Below are 23,081 nucleotides of genomic sequence, written 5' to 3'. Positions count from 1 at the left end.
CGGGCATTTCCCTCAGCAGGGTGCAAACATGAAACATGCCCCTTCAACGGCTGACGCATCTGCGGGAACGCCGCGAGCTGGGCCTCGTCCTGGTGCTGATCCCGATCGGGCTCATCGTGGCGGTCTGCGTGATCGACACCCTCGCCCCGCCCGACATCCACCTCGGCCCCCTGCTCGTCGCCGCCCCCGCGATCACCGCGGCGTTCGCCGGCCCCCTGCTGACGGCCGCGATCGGCGCGCTCGCGGTCGCCGCGCAGATCTTCATCGGCTCCGCCCGGGGCGTCCTGGCCACCGAGAACCTCCAGGCGCAGATCGCCGCACTGGTCCTCGTCTCCGGGCTCGTGGTGCTCTTCAGCCTCGTCCGGGATCGCAACGAGCGCCGGCTCGTCCAGAGCCGCTCGGTGGCCGCGGTGGCCCAGAAGGTCCTCCTCCGCCCGCTCCCCGCCCGCAGCGGCCCCCTCGAAATCGCCTCCCTGTACCTGGCGGCCGAGGGGGAAGCCGAAATGGGCGGCGACTTCTTCGCGGCGGCACGCACCCTCGACAGCACCCGACTGATCATCGGCGACGTCCGGGGCAAGGGCCTGCCCGCCTACAGCCATGCCGCCCTCCTCCTCGGCGCTTTCCGGGCGGCCGCGCACCGCCAGGCGACCCTGCCCCGGCTGGCCCGCCACCTCGACGGCGCCGTCCGCTGGGACAGCACCCAGTGGCACACCGCCGCGGGCACCTACGACGGGACGGAGGCGGAGCCGGGCACCGGCGACGGGATGGACCCCCCGACGGCGGGCTACGCCGGCGACGGCGCGGAACTTCGCCCACCGGGCCCCGGAACGGTGCACGAGGAACCGGACACCGCCGTCGGCCCGATCCCCGCGGTGCCGCGCGGTCCCGGCTCCGCCGCCGACGCCCCGGATCCCGCCGTCGACGCCGGCGAGAACTTCGCGACCGCCTCCCTGCTGGAGATCACCGACCACGAATGCGTCCTCAGCAGCATCAGCTGCGGCCACCCGCCCGCCCTGCTGCTCCGCGCCGGCCGGGCCCACCTCCTCCAGCCCCGGCGGCCGGCGCTCCCCATCGGGCTCGGCGGCCTGCCCGGCGCCCCCGCCTACGAGGTCGAAACCTTCCCCTTCGAGCCCGGTGACCTGCTCCTTCTCTACACGGACGGGGTGACCGAGGCCCGCGACGACAAGGGCACCTTCTATCCCCTCGCCGAGCGCGCCGGCGCCTGGAGCGACTGCGGCCCGGAACAGCTGCTGCGGCAGCTGCGCGCCGACCTGCTGGCGCACACCCGGGGCCGGCTGGGCGACGACGCGGCAGCGGTAGCCGTACGCCGCCTCCCGGCCCCGCCACCGGGCACCGGCGGATGACGCACATCAGAGGGCATACGCCCGAGGAGACACCTCGGATGAAATGCGTCACACCACGCGCGGGCTGACGCGACACGGTCCCTGCCCGGGGCGCCCTCCCTCCGGCGCCGATTTCCGCGATATCGCCCGTATTTGCCGCCGAGCCCCTCGCGATCACCGCGCCCCCGGTACCACCCGCGCGGTCATGGCCCCGCGCACCTGACGCTTCCTCATCCCCACCGCCCTTGATAGACACGTCCGAATCATCCGCAAGTGGTATGGGACGCGCACCATGAACGACGGCAACACCTCGGACCACCACATATTCGCGTTCGACCTCACCGAGCACGAAGCCCGGCGGCGGACCGAAGTACTCGCGGCGCTGGGCGACGCCTGGGACCCCGTCGCGGTGATGAACGCCGAGCTCGAAGCGCACCAGCTCCTCTACTCGGATCTGGACGCGGACCAGCAGGCCACCTACGACCGGTTGGTCGCCGCCGGTGTGCTCCCGCCCTCCGGGCAGGGCTGAGCATGCTGCCGCTCGACCCCACCGCCGACATCGGTCGCCGCGCCTGGGTCCCGTGCCCCGGCTGCCGGGATCACGAGGGCTGTGGAACCTGCCTCGACGGCCGCACCTGCCACGACCACTGGCGCTACCTGCTGTCCAACAAGGGCAGCGTGCTGCATCTGCAGTGCCCGAACTGCACCCACCTGTGGGCCTGGCAGTCCGGCTTCGGAGCGGGCGGCCGCACCGCCGACTGACCGCCGCGGGCTGTCGGGGCGGCGGCTGCGCTCCGGCGCACCACCGTGCGGTGCGGGGGGCGCCCGGCGGCGGTAGCCTGCGGTGCATGGAGCTGCACGCACGATCGCTCTGGCTGGTGACCGAGCCGCTGCACGCGGTCTGCTACTTCGACGAGAAGTGCCGCGGCCTGGGCAAAGCCCTGGGCCTCAAGGGCTTCTGGATGGGGTATTTCGCCTCCCGCACCGCTCCGTTGGGCGCCGTGGAGCCCGCGGCGGCCACGGCCGTACTCGGGGTCTTCGCCCCGCGGATGGTGGCCCGCGCGCTGCCCGCAGCCTGGAGCATCGCCGGCCCCGCGCACGTCCTCGACGAGCGCGGCAGCCGCGCGGCCCGCGCCCTGCGCCGGATCGACCCCGAGCTCGACCGCACCGCGACCGACCTGCTCCCCCCGCTCCAGGCGATCGTCGACGCCGCGCCGCCCACCGCACGGCCCCTCTTCGCCGCCAACCGCGCCCTGTGCGACCACGCGGACCCGGTCGAGCGCCTGTGGCAACTGGTCACCGCCCTGCGGGAGTTCCGCGGCGACGCGCATCTGTCCGTACTCGCCGACGAGGCACTCGACGGCTGCGAGGCGCTGGTGCTGGCCGCCGCGTCCGGCCGGGTACCCCGCGACACCATCCGTGAGGACCGAGGCTGGACCGAGGAGGAGTGGGCAGCCGCGACCGACCGCCTCCGCTCACGGGAGCTCGTCGACGCCCAGGGTGAGGCGACCGAGCACGGCCGGCGGGAACGCGAGCGCATCGAGCAGGCCACCGACCGGCTGGCCGCCCGGATGCTGCACGCGCTCCCCGAAGCGGACACCGAGGCGCTGCTGCACGGCCTGGAACCCGTGGTCCGGCGCATCATGGCCACCAGCCTGCTGCCCTTCCCCAACCCGATCGGCCTGCCCCACCTCGACGAGCCCGTCGCCCACGACGGCCGCGGGCCCGCCCAGCCTTTTCCCGGCGCGTTCGGGGATTCGTGACACGAACATCCGGGAAACAGAGATACGCGAACGATGAGCATGGCCTCCCATGCCCACCCGGAACTCTGAATATGTGACTGATCGACGCAGCGACCCACGCCCCTGACAATCCGCGCCGATTATCCGCGCGACCGGCCTGACCAGTGGATATCGTCCCCCGACGGTCAGGACTACGGTCCGTGACCGGCCGCACAAGGTGATTTTCATCTGGTGGTTCGATGGGTGCTTTGGGGTGCTTTGCCATGTCAGATCGGGACACCTCCGCGCAAGAGGCGTTGACTGAGTATGGATCCTAGAGAGTTGTGGGACCGCAACGCCGTTCTGGCGGAAGCGTTTTGTTTGGGTGACGAGCGTGTCCGCGAGGCACAGGCCAGACTCGACGAGGCACAGGCCGACCGGTCACGGGTCTTGGCGGCATTCGCGGTGACCGTGGGCAGCACCGGCGCGGTGGCCGGACTGTTCGGATTGAACGAGCGCGAAGTGCGGATCGCCCGGCGCACCGTGGGCAAGGACGACGCCCGCGCCGTCGCCGAGGAATTGCTGGCCGCCGCCGGCCCGTCCGTACAGCCCCGGGAGCGGGAGCCCGAAGAGCCGCCACCGGCGCCCGACCCCACTGCCGAATATTCCCACCAGACCACTTCCACCCAGACCCGCCCCACCGCCCCGTCCCGCGAAAGCGCCGGCGGCGGAACCACGGCAGCCGACCAGAACTGGTCCCCGGCGATGGACGCCGTACTCATCGGCAGCTGGCAGACCGGTGTGGATTTGCGGGAACTCGCCAGCGAATTCGGCCTCGACCTCACGCGCCTCATTACCCGTGCCCAACAACTGTCCGCCCAGGGGCGGTTCTACCCGGGCCCGGTGGAAACCCATGCCGGACGCCACCGGCGCGGCCCGGGCGATGTACACGAATCCGAATACACCATTCCCGCCCAGCAGACGGCCGCCTGGAACGCCGCGCCCTCGGCCCACCACATGGCGTCCGCCTGGCACACCGGCAGCATGCCGTCGGCGGAATCCGTCCCCGATGTGTCCGCCCTGACCTCCGAATGGGACAACGCCCTCGCCCCCTGGGGCACCCTCGCCCCCTCACCCGAGGACGTCGCACCTTCTCAACAGCCTTGGACCCAATACCACCTGAGTTCCTGACCCAGAGGCGCGACGGACCTCCCGACCGCCCCGCCTACCCCGCCGTCTCCCCGGCGTGCGGCGCCAGCACCCCCGCCGCGACCAGCGCGAACAGGACGATGCCCAGCAGAATCCGGTAGATGACGAACGGCATGAAGGACTTGTTGGAGATGAAGCGCATGAACCACGCGATCACCGCGTAACCGACGACGAAGGCGACGATCGTGGCGAAGATGGTCGGGCCCCAGGCGACGTGCCCCTGGCCGGCGTCCTTGAGTTCGTAGACACCGGAGGCCAGGACGGCAGGAATGGCGAGCAGAAAGGAATAACGGGCCGCGGATTCACGGGTGTACCCCATGAAAAGGCCGCCGCTGATCGTGGCACCGGAACGGGAGACGCCGGGGATCAGTGCCATGGCCTGGCACACGCCGTACAGCAGACCGTCCTTCACGCCGAGATCGGTGAGCGTCTTGCGTTGCTTGGCGGCGCGGTGCCGGCCGCCCTTTTCGTCGCGCGCCGCCAAACGGTCCGCGATGCCCAGCACCACACCCATCACGATCAGCGTCGTCGCGATCAGTCGCAGATCGCGGAACGGGCCCTCGATGGCGTCCTTGAGCGTGATGCCGAGCACGCCGATCGGAAGCGAGCCGACGATCACCAGCCAGCCCATCTGCGCGTCATGATCGTGCCGCAGCGCCCGGTTGAAAAGGGAACGGGCCCACATGGAGATGATCCGCCCGATGTCCTTGCGGAAGTAGATGATGACCGCCGCTTCGGTGCCGATCTGGGTAATGGCGGTGAACGCCGCACCGGGATCCTGCCAGCCGGCGAACGCCGCGGTCAGGCGCAGATGCGCACTGGAAGAGATCGGCAGGAACTCGGTCAGCCCCTGGACGAGCCCGAGTACGAAGGATTCAAACCAATTCATGAAACGCAGCTGTCCAAGGGGATCAAGCGCTTACCTGCGCGGCCGGGAAGAAACACGGTGGGAGAAAGGGGATGTCGACGGCGGAACCGGGTCACAGTCGACCGGGGCAGCGTAACGTCCCCAGATGTCCGGCCGGCCAAGGGGTCCTGGACACCGAGCGCCCGCCCGGTGGCGCCCCGCACCCCGGCTCCCGTACGACCCGCTCCGACGTACGGTCAGTTACCCCCGCAGCGCCTTCCGTTTACGCCACACCACGATCAACGCCGCCAGACCGCTCAGCGCGATGAACGCCATGGACAGCACGAACGCCGGTGACGTCGGCGTGGACGCCCGGGCACCCGCGACGGCGTACGCCGCCGTATTGGGAATGGTGCCCAGCGCCGTCGCCAGGAGATAGGCCGGCCAGCCCATGCGGGACACCGCGGCACAGTAGTTCGTCGCGCAGAACGGCAGCCCGGGGAACAACCGGATCGCCAGCATCGAGCGGAACCCGTGCTGGCTCAACTGCCGGTCGGCGGCCGCCAGCCAACGGCCCCGCAGCAACGGCCGCAGCGCCTCCTGCCCGAGCAGCCGGCCCAGGCCGAACGCCAACGCGGCACCCAGCACCGTCCCGGCCAGCGCCGTCCCCAGTCCCGCCGCAGTACCGAAGAGCGCGCCGGCAGCCAGATTGAGCACCGGGCGCGGGACGAAAGCAGTGGTGCACACGGCGTACGCCAGCGCGAAAACGACCAGGGCCGTCGGCCCCGACAGCCACGCCGGCCAGCCCCCGGACAGCAGATTCTGCGGATGCCACAGCAGCATCGCGCCCCCGGCGGACACCAGCAGCACCAGCAGCAGGCCCAACCGGGCCCAGGGCGAGAACAGCACACGCGTACAGCGCACGGCGAGGCCGTCGGGCGGTGCGGCGGGGTCGAGCATCCCGGGAGCGTAACCGACGAAGCGCGCACCGCCCGGCATCCCGCGCCCCGCGGCAACCGTCCGCACCGCCGGCCGCAGCCTGAATAAATCGTTCGACGCCGCCACGGCCGCCCGGCACCATATGACGCATGTTCCGGTACGCCTTCCCCTCGCTCCTGTCCGCAGCCGCGGACGAGCCGAAGGCTGCCGCCGATTTCCTCGCGGCCCTCGCCGCAGCCACCGACGGCGCACGAAGCTGACCCTCTCCGGATCGACCGGCGGACCCCACAGGGGGAGGGTCGGCCGGGCCCAGGGGTCCCCACGGCGTCAAGTCGCCGTTCTCACCGCATCGTTGCGAGGAAAAACACCATGCCCAAGACGGCATACGTGCGCACCAAACCGCACCTGAACATCGGCACCATGGGCCACGTCGACCACGGCAAGACCACCCTCACCGCCGCCATCACCAAGGTCCTCAGCGACCGCGGCAGCGGCACCTTCGTCCCCTTCGACCGGATCGACCGCGCGCCCGAGGAGGCCGCCCGCGGCATCACCATCAACATCTCGCACGTCGAGTACGAGACCGACACCCGGCACTACGCCCACGTCGACATGCCCGGCCACGCCGACTTCGTGAAGAACATGGTCACCGGCGCGGCCCAGCTCGACGGTGCCATCCTCGTGGTCTCCGCGCTCGACGGGATCATGCCGCAGACCGCCGAGCACGTGCTGCTCGCCAAGCAGGTCGGCGTACGGCACATCGTCGTCGCCCTCAACAAGGCCGACGCGGGTGACCCGGAACTCACCGACCTGGTCGAGCTGGAGGTCCGCGAACTGCTGAGCGCGCACGACTACGACGGCGATCACGTACCCGTCGTCCGCGTCTCCGGACTGCGCGCCCTGGAGGGTGACCCGCGCTGGACCGACGCGATCGGCGCGCTGCTGGACGCCGTGGACACCTACGTCCCGATGCCCGAGCGGTACGTCGACGCACCGTTCCTGCTCCCGGTGGAGAACGTTCTGACCATCACCGGGCGTGGCACCGTCGTCACCGGCGCCGTCGAGCGCGGCACGGTACGCGTCGGCGACCGGGTGGCGGTCCTCGGCGCGGACACCGAGACGACGGTCACCGGACTGGAGACCTTCGGCAAGCCCATGGAGTCCGCCGAGGCCGGCGACAACGTCGCGCTGCTGCTGCGCGGTCTCCACCGCGACCAGGTACGCCGCGGGCACGTCGTCGCCGCGCCCGGCAGCGTTACCCCGCGACGCCGCTTCACCGCCGAGGTGTACGTGCTGTCCACCGAGGAGGGCGGTCGCCGTACGCCGATCTCCAGCGGGTACCGCCCGCAGTTCTACATCCGTACCGCGGACGTGGTCGGCGACCTCGACCTCGGTGACCGCGGCGTCGCCCGCCCCGGTCAGACGCTGACGGCGTCGGTCGAACTGGGCCGGGAGGTCCCACTGGAGCCGGGCCTCGGCTTCGCCATCCGGGAGGGCGGCCGGACGGTGGGCGCCGGCACGGTCCGCACGGTCGAGGAGTGAGCCACGGCCGCGGGGCGTCCCGCGAGTGACGCGGGGCGTTCCTCGCCTGACGCAGGGCCGCGCCCCGTACCTTCCCGGTACGGGGCGCGGCCCGTCCGACGCCCCCACTGGCGCACGAGCAGCTGGACCGCCGGCCGGCAACTGTCCGACAGGTGGAACGAATGCTGTCCGGCGGGCGCACGGAGTGCGAGACTGCTCGCCCCGAGCCCGGGGCAGAACCGGGAAACGGGGCCGGACAGCACACGGAAGGACGTCCGATGGCGGGTACGGCACTGGTCCTGGGCGGCGGAGGGCTCACCGGAATCGGCTGGGAGGTCGGCGTACTCGCCGGCCTGGCCGACGCGGGCATCGACCTCGCCGACGCCGATGTCGTCATCGGCACCTCCGCCGGTTCGATCGTCGGCGCCCACCTCGCCTCCCGGCGGCGCTCCCTGGAGGAGCTGTACGAGCACCAGCTGACCGCCCCCGCCGCCGACGGACCGGCCGCCCGTATGGGGCCGGCCGCGCTGGCCAGGTTCGCGGCCATCGCCGTGCGCTCCCGGGACGCGGTCTCGTTCGGGGCGCGCATGGGCAAGCTGGCACTGGCCGCCCGTACCGCCCCCGAGGAGCAGCAGCGCGAGGCGATCACGCGAACGCTCGGCGGCCTGACCGACTGGCCCGCCCGCCGGCTGATGATCACCGCGGTGGACGCGGCGACGGGACAGCGGACGGCGTTCGACGACACCAGCGGTGTGCGGCTGATCGACGCGGTCGGTGCGAGCTGCGCGGTCCCCGGCATCTATCCGCCGGTCACCATCGACGGCACCCGGTGGATCGACGGCGGGGTGCACTCCAGCGCCAACGCGGACCTGGCCGCCGGATACGCCCGCGTGGTCGTGATCGCGCCGATGCCGGTCAGCGGCGGCCCCATCGACGGCCCGCGGGCTCAGGCCGCACGGCTGGCGCGCGAGGGCGCCCGGGTCTGCGTCATCACCCCCGACCGCGCCGCCCGAGCCGCCTTCGGCCGCAACGTGCTGGACCCCGCCAAACGCGCCGACGCCGCCCGCGCCGGCCGCCGCCAAGCCGCCACCCACGCGCCCGAGATCCACCCCATCTGGTCCGCCACAGCCTGACCGTCACCGCGCCGTGGCACCACACCTCTCGGCCGGGCGCCGACACCGCACGGGCTCACAGGACCACAGCGGCCCGGATGGCCACACGGGCCCCCGCAGCCGCACCAGCCTGCACAGTCACACCGGCTCACCTGGCCACCCGGCTCAATGGGACGATGGGACGGTGGACGAAGCAGCCGAGCCGATACCTGTCACCCGGACCGTGGACTGCGGCACCGCCAAACTGCTCCCGGACGTCGACCGCCCCCGCGCCTGGCTGCTCACCGTCGACGGCGCGCCCCAGTCCTACGTCGATCTCGATGCCCCCACGCACCTGGAATTCGAATACGTACGGCGGCTCGCCCACGTCCTGGACCAGGCGGCGCCCGAGGGCCGGCCGCTCGACGTGCTGCACCTGGGAGGCGGCGCGCTGACCCTCCCGCGCTACCTGGCCGCGACCCGCCCGCGGTCCCGGCAGGATGTCGTCGAGGCCGACCGCGGCCTGCTCGCCCTCGTCGCGGAGCAGCTGCCCCTCCCCGGCGGCTGCGGCATCACCGTGCATGCCGAGGACGCCCGTACGGCCCTGGAAGCGGCTCCGGCGGCCAGTGCCGATGTCATCGTGGCCGACGTCTTCGGTGGCTCCCGGGTGCCGGCCCAGCTCACCTCGGTCGAGTACGCGCGAGCCGCCGCCCGGGTGCTGCGCACCGGCGGTTGCTACGCGGCGAACCTCGCCGACAGCGCCCCCTTCGGCTTCCTGCGCTCCCAACTCGCCAACTTCGCCACGGTCTTCGCGCACCTCGCGCTGATCGCCGAGCCCTCGGTGCTGCGCGGCCGCCGCTTCGGCAACGCCGTGCTGCTCGCGTCGCACGCCGAACTCCCGGTCGCCGCGCTGGCGCGCCGGACGGCGGCCGACGCGTTCCCCGCCCGGGTCGAACACGGGACGGCGCTGCGCCGGCTGATCGGGGACGCGGTGCCCGTGCGGGACGACGACGCCGTGGCCTCGCCGGTGCCGCCGGAAGGCGCGTTCAGCGTGGGCTGAGCCGCTCGCGGGCGAGACCGCGTTGCACGCGCTCGGCCTCGATGAGTTCTTCGGTGAGCGCCTCCGCCTCAGCGACGCGGAACGCGCCGACCCGGAGATGCAGGCCGTCATCGCCGGAGGCGCGGAGATGGTCGGTGCGGTTCTCCCACTGCGCCACCAGCACTGGCGTCCTTCCGGGCGACCGGTCCGCTCTGTTGTCCTCCCGTAGGAGCTCTTGCTCCGGTACTCCGGCAAGGCTTACAGCGAGTGGTCCGTGTCCTCCGCCTCGGTACGCGGAGAAGCCGGCTCCGACGAGGCGATGGTGGGGGTGGAGGTGCGGCGGGTCAGATGGCGGACTTCGGGGACGCAGAGGACCGCTGCCGTGAGGAGGGTGATCACGGCTGCGCAGCACCAGAGGGCGGTCGTGCGGCCGATGAGGTCCTGGACGGGGCCGGCCAGGGCGGTGGCCACCGGGACCATGGCCAGGGAGCCGAGCCAGTCGTAGGAGGAGACGCGGGAGAACTTCTCCTCGGGTATCTCCTGGTGCAGCGCCATCATCCAGGTCACCGCGAAGACCTCGACGGCGATGCCGGTGCCGAACATCAGGGGGGTGAGTCCGGCTGCCGGGAGGGGTACGGCGAGGGCCGCGGAGGGGAGGGCGAGCGGGAAGACGCACAGGGAGCCGGTCAGCAGGAGGCGGCGCGGCTTGAGGCGGGTCATCAGCAGGGCGCCCCCCGCGGTGCCCGCGCCGAAGGCGGCCAGCGCCAGCCCCCAGGGGCCCGGGCCGCCCAGGTGCTCCTCGGCCACCAGCGGTCCGTAGACCGCCTCGGCCGCCGATATCACCGCGTTGACGAGGGAGAACTGCAGCACGATCGCCCACAGCCAGGGCCGGGAGACGACCTCTTGCCAGCCGTCGCGCAGATCGCGCAGGATGCCGCCGCGGCGGGTGCGCACCGGGGTTCCGGTGACGTCGAGGAAGGCGCGCAGGGCTCCCGCGACGGCGAAGGAGGCGGCGTCGACGGCCAGGACCCAACCGGGACCGACCGCGGCGACCAGTGCACCACCGAGGGCCGCGCCACCGATGTTCGCGCCGTTCATACCCATCCGGAACACGGCGAAGGCCCGGCCGGCGTGCTCGCCGGAAACACTGGCGAGCACCATGCCCTCGGAGGCGGGCGCGAAGAACGCCTGCCCGGTGCCGCCGAGTGCGGCCAGTACGGCCATCTGCCACAGTCGCGGCTCTCCACCGATGACGAGCAGGGCGAAGAGTCCTTGGGAGACGCAGCTGAGGGCGTTCGCGGCGACCATGACGTGATGCCGGGGGAGCCGGTCGGCGACCGCGCCGCCGATCAGCAGGAAGAGGACGAGCGGGACCGTGCGGGCGGCGGCGACCAGGCCGACGTCGGTGGCGGAGCCGCCGGACGCGAGGACCGCGAACGCGGTGGCGATGAGCGCGCCGGAGCTGCCGAGGTTGGCGATCACGGTGGCGCCGGTCAGCAGCAGGTAGTTGCGTCCCGCCCAGCTCGGGCGGCTCAACGGTTCCCGCGTCGGTTCGTCCCCGCTGTTCTGCTGTCCTCGCCCCATGGGCGTCAACGATAAGGGCGGGCGGGGGAGGGGCGGTCCGGGACGTCGCGACGGGCCCCTTCACAGCTAAGCTACTGCTAGGTAACATGATCTCATGTCCTCTGAGACCCTGCCGTCGATCGGCGAAATGATGGCGGCATCCGTGCCGATGGTCCGCACCCTGAACCTCGAGTTCACCGAGACCACCGCGGAGCGCGCCGTGGTCCGCATGCCCGACCAGCCCGACTTCCACAACCACGTCGGCGGACCGCACGCCGGCGCGATGTTCACCCTCGCCGAGTCCGCGAGCGGTGCGATCGTGATGACGGCCTTCGGCAGCCAGCTCGGCCGCGCGGTGCCGCTGGCCGTGCGCTCCGAGATCGCCTACAAGAAGCTCGCCATGGGCCCGGTCACCGCCACCGCGGAACTCGGCCGCCCGGTGGCCGACGTGATCGCCGAGCTCGACGCCGGCGAGCGCCCGGAGTTCCCCGTCAACGTCTCCATAACCCGCGAGGACGGCGCGGTCACCGGCGAGATGAGCATCGTGTGGACGCTGCGCCCCAATAAGTGAGCCGGGTCGGAAAGTGAGCCGGGCCGGCTTCTCCGCGAGCTGGACCGGCCCGCGTCCGTGAGCCGGATCTCACGCTGCCGCCGGATGTTGCGTACCGCACACGGATTCGGCCCCCGGACCGTGCCATCGCGTACGCTTCTGGGGCGCGCTGCGGCGCGTCAGGGGAACGACCGGCACCGGCGTCGCGGATCCAGCGACCGCCGGGCAGCGGCCCACGGGGGCCCGAGATCGCGGAGGAATCGGCGTTGCACATCCAGGAGTGGCTCGAGACCGTACCGGCCGTGAGCGTCTATCTCCTGGTGGGGGTGGTCATCGGGCTGGAGAGCCTGGGCATTCCGCTGCCGGGGGAAATCGTCCTGGTCAGCGCCGCGATCCTCGCCGCGACCCAGGACCACATCAACCCGTACGTGCTGGGTGCCTGCGCGTCCGCCGGCGCGATCATCGGTGACTCCATCGGCTATCTGATCGGACGCAAGGGCGGACAGCCGCTGCTGCACTGGGCAGGGCGGAAGTTCCCCAAGCACTTCGGCCCCGACCATGTCGCCATGGCCGAGGCCAAGTTCGACAAGTGGGGTATGTGGGCGGTCTTCTTCGGCCGATTCATCGCGCTGCTGCGGATCTTCGCCGGACCGCTCGCCGGCGTGCTGAAGATGCCGTACTGGAAGTTCCTGATCGCCAACGTCCTCGGCGGCATCGTCTGGGCCGGTGGTACGACCGCGCTGATCTACACCGTGGGCATGGTCGCCGAGCCCTGGCTCAAGCGCTTCTCGACGTGGGGGCTGGCCGCCGCCGTGCTCTTCGGCATCGGCTCGTTCCTCGTCATGAAGCGCCGGGCGAAGAAGGCGGCCGAAGCACGGGAGGCCGCGGAGGCCCCGGTCACCGCGGCGGTCGACTGACGCCCGTGCCGACGGCCGGCTGTCGCTGACCACCGGGCAACGTCGTTGACCCCGGGGCAATGCCGCTGATCGCCGGGCGACGGGGTGCTTTTTGCTCCGCCGGTCACGGCGGCGTGGATCGGCGGAGTGCCGCGCGGTTCCGGGGGGACCTCGCTCAGGGCATCAGCCAGACATCGGGGCCGCCGTCGCGCCATTCGAAGACGCCGGTGTCGTCCCAGACGAACGTGGTGGTGCAGAAACCGGCCCGGCGCAGGATGGCCGCGACGTCACCGGGGCGCAGCGCCCGGCCCAGATCCTGTCCGTGGAGCGTCACACGGCGGCCGCCGGTGGACGGCGGATGCACGATCACGGGGGCACGCTTCATGCTCCCAGCATGCGGCCGGCCCGGTCCCCTCGCATCCCGAACGCGGTCGGTGTGTCACTCAGCGTGTCCACCGGATCGGTCGAGGCCGAACCGGGGTTCCGACGACGCCCGCGCGGAGCGCAGCCGACGACCGCCGACGACCGGCCCGGGGGCGAGGCGGCCGAGCCCCCGCCCGCCGCGTTTCCCGCCTCAGGAGCCCGCGCGCAGGCGGGAGAAGAACGACTGCGGCCGTACGCCGGGGCCACCGCGCCGCCACCACGGGGTGTCGCCGTCGCACTCCGGCACCGGGCCGCCGTCGCGTACCGCGCGCCGCAGGCCGGCGAGCATGTTGCGGGCGCCCGCGATGAACAGCGGGTCACCGACGAGCTTCTTGGCCACCAGCGCCTTGCGGCAGGCGCGCAGGGCCGCGGCCGGCTCACCGTGGGCGCGTTCGGTCAGCGCCTCCGCGTACAGGATCGTCGAGTAGAGCCAGAAGTCGCCGTCGGAGTGGCGCGCCTCCCAGGCGCTGCGGGCGGCCGCGCGGGCCCGCTCGGCGTCGAGGGGGGCCAGGGCGATGGCGAGCAGCGCCCCGCTGTGCGCGGGGCCCGGGCCGAACCAGGGGTCCCGGGAGCGGTGCCGGGCGGCTTCCTTCAGACAGCGGACGGCCGCCGTGGGGTCCGAGCGGTACAGCGCCAGCACGCCGTGCACATGCGCGATACGGGCCAGCCCGTCGGAGTCCGCGTGCATGACGGCCGCCGCCCACGCCTGGCGGAGCAGCTCCTCCGCGGTGGTGGGCGCCTGTTCCTGCGCCGCCAGATAGCCGGCCAGCCACAGTGCCCGTGCCCGCAGTGCGGTGTCCTCCCGGGAGAGCAGCAGCAGCCGGTCCAGGTGGGCCCGGCCCTCGTGGCGGAAGCCGCAGGCCGCCCAGTGGAACCACAGCGAGACCGCGATCTCCAGCGCGCTCAGGGCGTCCTCCGCGTCCTGCGGCGGACGGGTCAGCGCGGCATCGAGGTTGTGTTGTTCGTCCTCCACGAGCCGCATGGCGACCTGCTGGTTCGGGCCCTGCCAGGCGATCTGGGCCTCGGCCGCGAGTGCCGCGCACGCCTGCCGGAAACGGCGCAGCGCCGCGGCCTCCTCGCCGGCCTCGCGCAGCTGGGTCCGCCCGAAGTCGCGGGCCGCGCGGGGGAGTCGGTAGCGGGGTGGCAGCGCGGCACCGGTGTCCTCGTGGACGCCGCCCGCGTCCCGTACGCATTCGACGACCGAGGCTCGGCGCAGCCGCTCCAGCGCGCCCTCGACCGCACCTGCAGGAACGTCACTGCTGGTGCAGACGCAACTCGCGAGCCAGGGATCGAAATCGCCGGGGAGCACCGAGAGTCTCGCCCACACCCGCCGGTCGGTGGGGGAGCAGAGCGCGTAGCCCGCGGCGTGTGCGGCGTACAGCGAGGTGTGCCGGACGGTCGCCGCCGGTCCCGAGTAGAACAGCGCACCGTCCGCGCCCACCTGGGCCGCGAGCTGCGGCAGCGACATCCGCTCCAACTGGTGCGCGGCCAGCGCGATCGCCAGCGGCGAGCCCTCCAGCGCCTGGCACACGGTGACCAGCAGTTCCGGCGCGGCCGGCCCGGTGCGGGTGGCCAGCAGCTCGACGGCCGGTCCGGCGATGCCCTCGCCCAGCGTCACCGGCAGCGGCGCGATCCGTACCACCCGCTCCTCGGCGAGGCCCAGGGCGTGCCGTGCGGTCGCCACGATTCGCAGCCCCGGCGCGGCTCGCAGCAATCGCCCTACCAGCTGGGCGCATTCGTCGAGCACCGGGTCGCAGTCGTCCAGCAGCACCGTCGCGCGCTGCTGCCGGCAGTACGTCCCGAGCGCGGCGAGGGCCGCTCCGCCCGCCGGGGGAGCGGTGGTGGGGGAGGCGGGGCCCCGGTCGTCGGCCCGGCCCGTCCGGCCGCGCGCCGGCTTGCTGACGCACGGGTGCGCCGTACGGTGCGCGAGTGCGCGGGCGGTGTCCCGGTGGGCGGCGTCGGGCAGCCCCGCCGCCCGGAGGAGCGCGTCCAGCAGACCGCCCTCGGTCAGACCGTCCCAGCAGGCGACCCGGATGACCGTACCGCCGCGCTGTGCGGTGTGCTCGTCGAGGACGGCACGGGCGAGGACGCTCTTGCCCACCCCCGGTCCTCCGGTGAGCGTCACCAGCGGAGCGCTGCCCAGCAGCCCGGACATCTGCTCGTGCTCAACGGCCCGTCCCACAACGCCGGGCAGTGGCCCGTGCTCGGCCCACGCGGTCATCGGTCATCCCCAACCACGGCACAGCGCCGCCCTTCCGAACTGGGAATCAACCATGCCAGAACCGACCGTCCGGTAAACGGGGAGCGGCGGCATCGAACGGGGGAAACCCGGGCGGCGCGCTTGACGCGCGAGGACGTCTCTCCGGTGGTCGGGGAAAGGAGCACCAGGTCACAAGGGCCGGGGTGGGCACCGGGGGCGTGCCGGCCGATCTTAAAGTGGTGTCTTTCGACCGGCGATGTGAGGGCGGCGTGCACGCGGTGCGCGAGCCCGCCGCCGGCCCTGAGAACCCGAGGAGAACGTTCCGATGAAGTGGCTGCGCGTCGGTGCCGCGATGAGTGCGCTGGCTCTGGGGCTGCTGGCCGGTTGCGGCGGCGGGGACGTCGTCGACGCGTCCGGCGTGCCCCGGCTGCGGGCGCAGCCGGCGGACGCGGCCAACGGCAAGCCGGGGGTGGTGATGCCGCGTGGCCCGCGCTCCGCCTTCACCCCGTTCCGTACGACCGGCAACGACGGCACCCAGGTGGTGACGACGAAGTGGTCCGGCCGCAAATCCGGCTTCACCGGCGACATTTGGGTCTGGCTGCCGCCGCAGTACCACCAGCCGCAGTACGCCAGGAGCGGCTTCCCGGTGCTGATCGCGCTGCCCGGCGCGTACGGCTATCCGTTCAACTACTGGGCGGGCGCGCCGTTCGCGCTGGAGGAGCGGATCGCGGAGTGGTCGCAGCAGGGCAAGACGTTGCCGTTCATCGTGGTGATGCCGGTGCTCAACCCCGCCAAGAAGTACTACGACGGCAGCGACATCCCGGGGCAGCCGAAGATGGGCAGCTGGCTGACGGAGGACGTTCCGGACTTCGCGCGGGCCAACTTCCGTACGTACGGGAGCCGCGACGGCTGGGCGTTCATGGGGTCCTCGTCCGGTGGGTTCGCCGCGCTGAAGGCCGTGCTCAAACAGCCGGAGCGGTTCAAGGCCGCCATCGTCAACGGCCCTGACACGGCGCCGGATTCGCCGATGTGGCAGGGGCACCCGGAGGAGATGCGCGCCAACGACCCGCGGTACCTGGCCCGCCAGTTGGCGGCGCGACGGGGGCCGCAGGTCTATCTGGCCTTCGAACTCGGCAGCCTGGAAACCGCGGTACCCGATGTGAAGGGCTTCGTCCGGGACTACACGGGCGGGCCGATCCACTCCACGCTCTTCGAGATACCGGACGGGGTGCACAGCGCCCACACCTACATCCAGCGCATGGCCGATTCCCTGCACTGGATCAGCGAGCAGATGCAGGGGCCGGTGCCGTCGGCCTGACGGCCCGTCGCCTGGGTGGCCGAAGGGCAGGGGCCTGCGGTTGACGACGCGGACACGGCCGTGAGAATGGTCGGTGACCGGCCGGTGGGCGCGGCCGGGAACGAGGTGTGCCGAGCCCGTTGGAGGGAGTGCCGTGCGGTATCTGCGAGCGGCCGGTCTGGTGCTGGCGGGCGCCGCTCTGCTGGCCGGCGGCCTCACGGCGGGCAACCGGTGGCTGGCGGAGCGGGACGCGACCAGCGAGGTGAACGGCCGGACCGACGCCGTTCCGCGCGAGGAGGTCGCCCGTTCCCTCTCGGACCATCTGTCGCTGCCGGTGATCCTCCGCGGGCCGCGCTCGGTCGACTGCGCCCAGGACCTGCGCGCGGTCAGGGGCGCATGGATCCGCTGCACGGCCCACTACCTGCGGGGGACCGACCGCGGGATGACCGTACGCGTCGTCCGGGTCCGAGGTGACGAGATCACGTACGTGCATGACGCGCCGCACCGCTGACGGGCCCGGCCCGCGGGCCGGTGCCGGCGCCGTTTCCGGCCGTGCCCGGGGGCGCCGTACTCCGCGGCCGGCCCGGCTCACTCCTCGGGGTCGGCGAACGCCTCCCGGTGGCGTGCCGCCAGCTCCAGGTACATCGCGGCGTTGACCTTGATGAGTTCGCGCTCCTCGTCGGTGAGTGCCCGCTTGACCTTCGCCGGCACCCCGGCGACCAGGGAGCCGGGCGGCACCTCCATGCCCTGCGGGACCAGTGCCTGCGCGGCGATCAGCGAACCCGCGCCGATGCGGGCGCCGTTCAGGACCGTCGCGCCCATGCCGATCAGGACGTCGTCCTCGACGGTGCAGCCGTGCAGGACCGCGTTGTGCCCGACGGAGACCCGTTCGCCGACGGTCACCGGGAAGCCGGGGTCGACGTGGACCGTGCAGTTGTCCTGGATGTTGCTGTCCGCGCCGAGCACGATGGGGCCGCAGTCGGCCCGCAGCACCGCGTGGTACCAGATGCTCGCGCCGGCGGCCAGCGTGACCTCGCCGAGCACGACGGAGGTCGGGGCGGTGAACGCCTGCTGATCGATCCTCGGGTGCTTGCCGCCCACCTGGGAAACCACTGCCCGTTCAGTCATCTCTGGTTCTCCTTGCCGCTCCTGCGCCGCGCCAAGAGAACCGTAGACGACCTGCGGGCCGCCGGGCCGGGGCGGCGGCCGGTGGGGCGAAGATCACAGCACACCGAAAGGGCGGCCGGCGGGGAGGCCGATTACCGTGTGCGGGTGCCGATAAACCAGAACGTGTTCTCGTCTGTGGCGGCCTGGCGGCGCCGGGTCGTGTCGCGCGCCGTCCACCGCGGTGCGCGCTGGGTGCGGGAGGTCGCGGCCGTGACCGCCGAGCGCCCGGGCCCGTACCGCTTCCGGCGGATCGGCCCCCACACCCGGCTGGCGTTCCCCCAGGGCACGGTCTTCGGCGATCCGTGGATCGAGATCGGTGACCACTGCATCATCGCCCGGGACGTCACTCTGACGGCGGGGATGATGCCGGACCTCGATCTGGGCGCGGAGCCGATCCTGACGCTGGGGAACGGTGTGGTGCTCGGCCGGGGCAGTCACGTGATCGCCGATGTCCGGCTGACGATCGGTGACGACTGCTTCTTCGGCCCCGGTGTCTATGTGACCACCACCAACCACAGTTACGACGATCCCGAGGTGCCGGTCGGCAAGCAGTGGCCGCGCTCCGCCCCCGTCGCCATCGGCCCCGGCAGCTGGATCGGCACCGGGGCGGTGATCCTGCCCGGGGCGCGGCTGGGCCGCAACGTGGTGGTCGCCGCCGGTGCCGTGGTGCGGGGGGAGGTCCCCGACCATGCGGTGGTCGCCGGGGCGCCCGCCAAGGTCGTCCGCAGCTGGGACCCGCAGCAGGGCTGGCAGCCGCCGCTGCGGACGCCCGCACCAGTGCCGATCCCCGAGGGCGTCACGCCGGAGCAGCTGGTGGCGCTGGGGGAGTGGCAGGAGGCGGCGGCCGGCGAGCCGCACGGGGCCTCCTGAGCGATCGTCAGCCACCGCCGGGCCGTCGCTTCCCCCGGGGGGCGCGGCTCGGTCGTCGTACGGGGCGCCGCCCGGCCGTCCGGTGCGTCAGCCGCCGGAGGCGAGCAGGACCGAGCCGACCACGGCGAGCGAGGCGCCCGCCGTCTGGATCGCCTGCATCCGCTCCTTGAGGACGCCGAGCGCCGCGAGCGAGGTGACGACGGGGTAGAGCGAGGCGAGCACCGCCGCCATGGTGACCGGGCCGTGCTGGGCGGCGAGGGAGTACGTGCCGTTGGCGGCGACATCGGCGATCCCGACGAAGGCGAGCATGGGCAGCGCGCCGCGCAGGGCGGGCAGGCCGCCTTCGGGCAGCGCCGGGGTGCCGCGCCGCACCGACGCGTAGAGCGCGGCGCCGCCGACGGCGACGTTGCACACCCGCTGGACGAACAGTGCGAGGAAGAGCCCCGTCAGGGTCGTGGAGGCTTCCGAGATCAGCGCCATCACGGCGCCGAAGCCGAGCGCCGAGATCAGCGTCAGTACGACCGTCTGGCGGGCGATGGAGGCGCCGCTGACGCGAGGGCCGCCGGCCATCAGGACGCCGATCACGGCCACGACCATGCCGGTGGCCTGGAGCAGCCCCGGCCGCTCGCCCGCCACGATGCCCACCCCGAGCGGGACGAGGACGGTGCCGAGCGAGGCGAGCGGGGAGACCACGCCCATCGGGCCGAGGGCCAGGGCACGGTAGAAGCAGAGCATCGCGGCGGGCCCCACGACGCCGGCGCCGACCGCGAACCACAGCTGCGGTCCGGCCTCCCGCCAGCCGCCGGTGGCCACCACGCCGGCGCCGAGCACCACGGCGGCCAGTGTCTGCGAGACGACCACCACGGTCAGCGCCTGCAGCCGTCGGGTGAGCAGTCCGCCGCCGAAGTCGGCGAGCCCCCACAGAAGGCTGGTGGCCAGGGCGAAGACCGCTGTCATGGTGAAACCTCGCAGTACAGTGAACCGGACGCTGAAGTACACCACACCGTAGTCCAACAAAATGAACTGCGGCATCTAATTTATTGTCCTCGACTTGGATGGACCGTGACGGATCTCGACCAGCTCACGCAGTCGCTCGCGCGCAATCTCAAGCACTGGCGTGCCGAGCGCGGCTTCACCCTCGATGCGCTGGCGGCCCGCGCCGGGGTCAGCCGCGGCATGATCATCCAGATTGAGCAGGCCCGTACGAACCCGAGCGTGGGGACCACCGTCAAGATCGCCGACGCGCTCGGCGTCAGCATCACCACGCTCCTCGACTACGAACAGGGCCCTCAGGTGCGGATCGTCCCGCAGAGCGAGGCGGTCCGGCTGTGGTCCACCGAGGCCGGCAGCCGCACCGTGCTCCTGGTGGGGGCCGAGGCGCCGGGACCGTTCGAACTGTGGGACTGGCGGCTGATGCCCGGCGACAGCAGCACCTCCGACCCGCACCCGCCCGGCACCGTCGAGCTGATCCACGTCCGCTCCGGCACGCTGACCCTCCTCGTGGACGACGCCGAGCACGAGGTGCCGCCCGGTGCCTCGGCGACGTTCGAGGCCAAGGCCCCGCACGGCTACCGCAACGACGGCAGCGAGCCGGTCGAGATGACCATGTCCGTGATCATCCCGCCCGTCCGCTGAGACGGTCCGCCGGGGCGGGAGGGCGCCTGTTAGCTTGGCGTGCATGCCCGTGCCGATGGATGCTTTCGACGATGTCCGGCCCGCCGCCGAGTGCCTGGAGCTGCTGACCGGCCCGGTCGCCGCCGCGATCCGCACCTGGAGCGGATCCGTACCGGTCCAGGAGCTGCGCTACGTCGACACGGACCCGGCCATCGCGGACACCGCCGTCCTCGTCGAACACCACGGCCCCTGGCTGCTTCAGCAGTCGGCGAACTGCGTCGTGGTGGCCGGCAAGCGCGGTGGCGAGACCACGCTGGCCGCCTGCGTCGTCCTCTCGCACACCCGCGTGGACGTCAACGGCGTCGTGCGCCGCCAACTGGGCGCCCGCAAGGCGTCGTTCGCGCCGATGGACACGGCGGTCGGCGAGAGCGGGATGGAGTACGGAGGCATCACCCCGATCGGCCTGCCGGCCGGCTGGCCGCTGTTCGTGGACGCCGCGGTCGCCGATGTTCCCTATGCGCTGATCGGCAGCGGCGGCCGCCGCGGCAAGCTCATCGTTCCCGGCAAGGCACTCGCCGAGCTGCCCGGCGCCACGGTCCTGGACGGCCTCGGCGTCGCATAGCGCCGCCGGACGGCCGGACGGCCGGCGAGCACCCTCCCCGGTCGCCGGGTGGGATCAGGTGGCGGTCGCGCGGCGCCGCAGGTCCAGCGACAGCGGCGTGGAGTGCTCGGTGAAGCCCAGGCTGCGGTACAGCGGCTCCGCCCCGTCCGTGGCGTGCAGATCGACGCGGGTCACACCCCGCTCCGCGAACCAGCCGAGCAGCGCCTCCGTCGTGGCCCGCGCATAGCCGCGGCCGCGATAGCGAGGATCCGTACAGACGTTGAAGACGAAGCCGAAGCGCCCCGACGGATGGCCCGGCGCCGGCAGCCGCTCCTCGACCGTCCCGATCGCACAGGCCGCCAGATGCGGCGCACCCGACGCGTCCCCCGGCACCACGAACCCGCCCAGCCGCGGGTCCGGACCGGCCAGCAGCCGGCGCGCCATCGCCTCCGCGTCCCGCTCCCAACTCCCGGGCGCATCCTGCCCGTTCATCGACAGGAACATCAGCCGGCGCAGCCGGACCAGCTCGCCGGCATCATCGGGAACAGCCGCCCGCATCGTGATCATGCCCGGACGGTAACGCACCGGGCGCTCAGCCCAAACGGGGTATCTCAATCGCCGGACAACGGTCCATCACCATCTCCAGCCCCGCGTCGCGCACCCGGTCCCAGGCCGTCTCGTCGACCACGCCGAGCTGGAACCACACGGCCTTCGCCCCGACCGAGACGGCCTCGTCGGCGACACCGCCCGCCAGCTCGCTGTTGACGAAGACGTCGACCACGTCGACGGGGAAGGGGATCGCGTCGAGCGACGGGTAGCCCTGCTCGCCGTGCACCGTCTCGGCCTTCGGGTGCACCGGCACGATCCGCTTGCCGTAGCGCTGCAGCACCTCGGCGACGCCGTGGGCCGCGCGCTGTTCGTTGTTGGACAGCCCTACGACGGCCCAGGTGTCGCCGAGCTCGGTGAGGATCCTGCGGATCGTCTGCGGGTCGCCGTACATGCACTGCCTCCTGCACAGGGAAGGGTCCTGTGCGGTCAACGGCGGGCGCGGCCGGAAGATTCCCGGCCGCGGGAGACCGGCGGAGCGGGGCGGTGGCGGGCTGGGCCGGGAGCGGGCGGCAGACGCCCCGCCCGAAGGGGAAGGCGGGCGGGGCGGGTTCGGTGTGCCGGCGGGTCAGCGGGCGGTGCGGGAGATGCCGCTGCCGGCCAGGCCGGCCCCGACGACGGTGTTGCCGTTGGCGGCGCGGGCGGGCTTGCCGATGGCCCGGCCGCCGCTCACCGGCTCGGCACCGCCGGCGCCGGTTCCCGGGCGGAGTGCCTTGGCCGTGCCCGCCTCCCGCTTCGCGTCCGCCTCACCGGTCCCGGCGAGCGCCGTACGCAGCTCCTCGGTGTCCACCAGCATGCTGATCGGGCCGGTCGGGTTGAGGTACAGCGCGTGTCCCGGCGGCAGCTGTTCGACGAGGTCGGCCACCGGACGCCGGTCGTAGAGCAGCCGGCCAACGGACTCCAGGTAGCGCTCCGAGGTGTAGACCGGGATCACCGGGGTGCCCTCGGGCGACGCGGCGGCCAGCGGCGAACCGGTCGCGGTGACCAGGACGGAGACCTCCGCGCGCGCCAGTTCCGCGGTGACGTCCTCCCCGGGCCCGTAGCCGGTCGCCGCGAGCTGGAGGGCGCGGTCCACCGGATCGGTCGGGTCCGACCAGTCCAGCATCTGCGGCGACGGCCGGTACTCCGGGTTGTCCCGCCACTCCTCGATCTCGCCGGTCGGGCCCGAGCGCCACTGACCGATCAGCGCCCAGTGCGGGGGTGGCCCCTCGCCCTGCCAGGTCAGGTCCACCATGGCCAGCCAGTGGTCGGGTGCGTTGCGTGCCGCCTCGATGACCTCCGGCGGGGGCTCGGGCATCTCCTCGCCCGTCACGGGAACGCCCGCCGTCATCGCCGACTGTGTGCTCTCTTCCATGCAGCCCTCCGCCAACCCGCCGTTCCGTTCCTGCCTGTACGAGCGGGGCCCCGGATCCACGAGGCTCTCGCGCTTGCCTCACAGTGCCTACGGGGGGCGCGGACGTCTCCCCGACGCACCGTGCGGACGGGGTGGGTACGCCGCTCGGCCGTGCGGGGTGCGCCCGTACGGCGGACACCCGCGCCCGTACGGCGGACAGCTCAGCGCGGCGCGGGCCGCCGGCACCGGCG

At 72.7% G+C, this 23,081-nt stretch carries 26 protein-coding genes; 15 read left to right on the top strand and 11 right to left on the bottom strand.

The genetic code is table 11. The annotated features are described in order from the left end of the window. The first annotated feature begins 35 nt into the window (after nucleotides 1-35). The 5 genes from OO62_RS22390 (at nucleotide 36) to OO62_RS22370 (ending at nucleotide 4,255) form a co-directional block, all read left to right on the top strand. Nucleotides 36-1,364 carry a PP2C family protein-serine/threonine phosphatase gene (locus tag OO62_RS22390; RefSeq protein ID WP_228332603.1) on the top strand — a complete coding sequence of 443 codons (1,329 nt, stop codon included), beginning with the start codon at nucleotides 36-38 and terminating at the stop codon, nucleotides 1,362-1,364. A gap of 271 nt (nucleotides 1,365-1,635) precedes the next feature. Further along, nucleotides 1,636-1,872 (top strand): DUF6400 family protein, encoded by a 237-nt coding sequence (locus OO62_RS22385; RefSeq protein ID WP_051733517.1) that lies wholly within the window; start codon nucleotides 1,636-1,638, stop codon nucleotides 1,870-1,872. A 2-nt stretch (nucleotides 1,873-1,874) separates the two neighbouring features. Beyond that, nucleotides 1,875-2,105, top strand: coding sequence for a hypothetical protein (locus OO62_RS22380; protein ID WP_033269307.1), 231 nt, complete (start codon nucleotides 1,875-1,877; stop codon nucleotides 2,103-2,105). Nucleotides 2,106-2,191: 86 nt separating this feature from the next. After that, on the top strand, nucleotides 2,192-3,106 hold the full coding sequence (locus OO62_RS22375; RefSeq protein ID WP_051733516.1) for an SCO6745 family protein: 915 nt from the start codon (nucleotides 2,192-2,194) through the stop codon (nucleotides 3,104-3,106). 300 nt (nucleotides 3,107-3,406) lie between these two features. Further along, entirely contained in the window at nucleotides 3,407-4,255 is an 849-nt protein-coding gene (locus tag OO62_RS22370) for a hypothetical protein (protein ID WP_033269306.1), read from the top strand. Nucleotides 4,256-4,289: 34 nt separating this feature from the next. Here OO62_RS22370 and OO62_RS22365 read toward each other — a convergent pair whose 3' ends face one another. Together OO62_RS22365 and OO62_RS22360 are read right to left on the bottom strand one after the other, a co-directional pair. Continuing rightward, nucleotides 4,290-5,162: an undecaprenyl-diphosphate phosphatase gene (locus OO62_RS22365; RefSeq protein WP_033269305.1), complete on the bottom strand. Its 873-nt coding sequence runs from the start codon at nucleotides 5,160-5,162 to the stop codon at nucleotides 4,290-4,292. A 219-nt stretch (nucleotides 5,163-5,381) separates the two neighbouring features. After that, entirely contained in the window at nucleotides 5,382-6,080 is a 699-nt protein-coding gene (locus tag OO62_RS22360) for a TVP38/TMEM64 family protein (protein WP_033269341.1), read from the bottom strand. A gap of 348 nt (nucleotides 6,081-6,428) precedes the next feature. Here OO62_RS22360 and tuf point away from each other — a divergent pair, with 348 nt between their 5' ends. The 3 genes from tuf to OO62_RS22345 all read left to right on the top strand — a co-directional run bounded on the left by tuf (nucleotide 6,429) and on the right by OO62_RS22345 (nucleotide 9,731). Continuing rightward, nucleotides 6,429-7,601: an elongation factor Tu gene (tuf, locus tag OO62_RS22355; RefSeq protein ID WP_033269304.1), complete on the top strand. Its 1,173-nt coding sequence runs from the start codon at nucleotides 6,429-6,431 to the stop codon at nucleotides 7,599-7,601. A 257-nt stretch (nucleotides 7,602-7,858) separates the two neighbouring features. Continuing rightward, nucleotides 7,859-8,713, top strand: a complete 855-nt coding sequence (locus OO62_RS22350; protein WP_033269303.1) for a patatin-like phospholipase family protein — start codon at nucleotides 7,859-7,861, stop codon at nucleotides 8,711-8,713. 163 nt (nucleotides 8,714-8,876) lie between these two features. Continuing rightward, nucleotides 8,877-9,731, top strand: a complete 855-nt coding sequence (locus OO62_RS22345; protein ID WP_033269302.1) for a spermidine synthase — start codon at nucleotides 8,877-8,879, stop codon at nucleotides 9,729-9,731. Here OO62_RS22345 and OO62_RS39675 read toward each other — a convergent pair. Further along, entirely contained in the window at nucleotides 9,718-9,894 is a 177-nt protein-coding gene (locus OO62_RS39675; protein WP_157850162.1) for a hypothetical protein, read from the bottom strand. The two genes, OO62_RS22345 and OO62_RS39675, sit on opposite strands and share 14 nt — an antisense overlap. 74 nt (nucleotides 9,895-9,968) lie before the next feature. Then, complete coding sequence (locus tag OO62_RS22340) at nucleotides 9,969-11,294, bottom strand: MFS transporter (RefSeq protein WP_051733514.1); 1,326 nt, start codon at nucleotides 11,292-11,294, stop codon at nucleotides 9,969-9,971. A gap of 94 nt (nucleotides 11,295-11,388) precedes the next feature. Here OO62_RS22340 and OO62_RS22335 point away from each other — a divergent pair, with 94 nt between their 5' ends. Both OO62_RS22335 and OO62_RS22330 read left to right on the top strand, forming a co-directional pair. Continuing rightward, complete coding sequence (locus OO62_RS22335; protein WP_033269301.1) at nucleotides 11,389-11,844, top strand: DUF4442 domain-containing protein; 456 nt, start codon at nucleotides 11,389-11,391, stop codon at nucleotides 11,842-11,844. Nucleotides 11,845-12,089: 245 nt separating this feature from the next. Continuing rightward, complete coding sequence (locus OO62_RS22330; protein WP_033269300.1) at nucleotides 12,090-12,740, top strand: DedA family protein; 651 nt, start codon at nucleotides 12,090-12,092, stop codon at nucleotides 12,738-12,740. Between the two features lie 154 nt (nucleotides 12,741-12,894). Here OO62_RS22330 and OO62_RS22325 read toward each other — a convergent pair whose 3' ends face one another. Together OO62_RS22325 and OO62_RS22320 are read right to left on the bottom strand one after the other, a co-directional pair. Next, entirely contained in the window at nucleotides 12,895-13,104 is a 210-nt protein-coding gene (locus OO62_RS22325) for a hypothetical protein (RefSeq protein WP_033269299.1), read from the bottom strand. 189 nt (nucleotides 13,105-13,293) lie between these two features. After that, the gene (locus tag OO62_RS22320; protein ID WP_037685345.1) at nucleotides 13,294-15,363 is read right to left on the bottom strand and encodes an ATP-binding protein; all 2,070 of its coding nucleotides are present in this window, start codon (nucleotides 15,361-15,363) and stop codon (nucleotides 13,294-13,296) included. A 304-nt stretch (nucleotides 15,364-15,667) separates the two neighbouring features. Between OO62_RS22320 and OO62_RS22315 the strand changes: the two genes are divergently transcribed. Next, nucleotides 15,668-16,660, top strand: a complete 993-nt coding sequence (locus OO62_RS22315; protein ID WP_033269297.1) for an alpha/beta hydrolase — start codon at nucleotides 15,668-15,670, stop codon at nucleotides 16,658-16,660. A 133-nt stretch (nucleotides 16,661-16,793) separates the two neighbouring features. Beyond that, nucleotides 16,794-17,150, top strand: a complete 357-nt coding sequence (locus tag OO62_RS22310; protein WP_033269296.1) for a DUF4333 domain-containing protein — start codon at nucleotides 16,794-16,796, stop codon at nucleotides 17,148-17,150. A 77-nt stretch (nucleotides 17,151-17,227) separates the two neighbouring features. On the opposite strand, the gene OO62_RS22305 is transcribed toward OO62_RS22310, so the two are convergent. Beyond that, complete coding sequence (locus OO62_RS22305) at nucleotides 17,228-17,767, bottom strand: gamma carbonic anhydrase family protein (protein ID WP_033269295.1); 540 nt, start codon at nucleotides 17,765-17,767, stop codon at nucleotides 17,228-17,230. A 138-nt stretch (nucleotides 17,768-17,905) separates the two neighbouring features. Here OO62_RS22305 and OO62_RS22300 point away from each other — a divergent pair, with 138 nt between their 5' ends. Continuing rightward, nucleotides 17,906-18,676: an acyltransferase gene (locus tag OO62_RS22300; protein ID WP_078617313.1), complete on the top strand. Its 771-nt coding sequence runs from the start codon at nucleotides 17,906-17,908 to the stop codon at nucleotides 18,674-18,676. An 87-nt stretch (nucleotides 18,677-18,763) separates the two neighbouring features. Here OO62_RS22300 and OO62_RS22295 read toward each other — a convergent pair whose 3' ends face one another. Then, nucleotides 18,764-19,633: a DMT family transporter gene (locus OO62_RS22295; RefSeq protein WP_033269338.1), complete on the bottom strand. Its 870-nt coding sequence runs from the start codon at nucleotides 19,631-19,633 to the stop codon at nucleotides 18,764-18,766. Nucleotides 19,634-19,738: 105 nt separating this feature from the next. Between OO62_RS22295 and OO62_RS22290 the strand changes: the two genes are divergently transcribed. Both OO62_RS22290 and OO62_RS22285 read left to right on the top strand, forming a co-directional pair. Then, entirely contained in the window at nucleotides 19,739-20,311 is a 573-nt protein-coding gene (locus tag OO62_RS22290) for a helix-turn-helix domain-containing protein (RefSeq protein WP_033269294.1), read from the top strand. 43 nt (nucleotides 20,312-20,354) lie between these two features. Continuing rightward, nucleotides 20,355-20,912 carry a YbaK/EbsC family protein gene (locus OO62_RS22285; protein WP_033269293.1) on the top strand — a complete coding sequence of 186 codons (558 nt, stop codon included), beginning with the start codon at nucleotides 20,355-20,357 and terminating at the stop codon, nucleotides 20,910-20,912. A gap of 54 nt (nucleotides 20,913-20,966) precedes the next feature. Here the strand turns inward: OO62_RS22285 and OO62_RS22280 are convergent, their stop codons facing one another. The 3 genes from OO62_RS22280 to OO62_RS22270 form a co-directional block, all read right to left on the bottom strand. Beyond that, nucleotides 20,967-21,458, bottom strand: a complete 492-nt coding sequence (locus OO62_RS22280; RefSeq protein WP_033269292.1) for a GNAT family N-acetyltransferase — start codon at nucleotides 21,456-21,458, stop codon at nucleotides 20,967-20,969. A gap of 25 nt (nucleotides 21,459-21,483) precedes the next feature. Further along, nucleotides 21,484-21,891, bottom strand: coding sequence for a CoA-binding protein (locus OO62_RS22275; RefSeq protein ID WP_033269291.1), 408 nt, complete (start codon nucleotides 21,889-21,891; stop codon nucleotides 21,484-21,486). A gap of 174 nt (nucleotides 21,892-22,065) precedes the next feature. Further along, nucleotides 22,066-22,851, bottom strand: a complete 786-nt coding sequence (locus tag OO62_RS22270) for a type VII secretion system-associated protein (RefSeq protein ID WP_033269290.1) — start codon at nucleotides 22,849-22,851, stop codon at nucleotides 22,066-22,068. Between the last annotated feature and the right edge of the window lie 230 nt (nucleotides 22,852-23,081).

The organism is Streptomyces lydicus (assembly GCF_000717345.1).
GTDB lineage: Bacteria > Actinomycetota > Actinomycetes > Streptomycetales > Streptomycetaceae > Streptomyces > Streptomyces lydicus.
This window is presented reverse-complemented; position numbering and strand designations above follow the sequence as displayed.